The following is a 267-nucleotide window of genomic DNA, read 5'->3' on the forward strand; positions in this document are numbered from 1 at the left end:
ATACCTAAGTCAACATATTACCGTTGGAAAAAGAAGTATAAAAAAGTTGAGCTAACTTCATTAGAAGAGCTAGTAATCAAGCTGTGTAAGAAAAACTTCTATCACTATGGTCATCGTAAAATTAAATCCATCTTAAACAGAAAGTATGGGATAAATGTAAACCGCAAAACTGTACAAAAAATTATGCAAAAGTTTGAGATTCAGTGTCAAGTTAAGAAGAAGCGACAAAAGTACATTTGTGGTGAGAGTAATATTATTGTGCCGAAC

1 protein-coding gene is annotated in these 267 nt (G+C 31.8%); it reads left to right on the forward strand.

The window, feature by feature from the left end; translation table 11 throughout:
* A partial coding sequence (locus CH339_RS23905; protein WP_170138637.1) for a helix-turn-helix domain-containing protein occupies positions 1-267 on the forward strand: 267 nt, incomplete at both ends.

Origin of the sequence: Rhodobium orientis (assembly GCF_003258835.1) — a bacterium.
GTDB classification, from domain to species: domain Bacteria; phylum Pseudomonadota; class Alphaproteobacteria; order Rhizobiales; family Rhodobiaceae; genus Rhodobium; species Rhodobium orientis.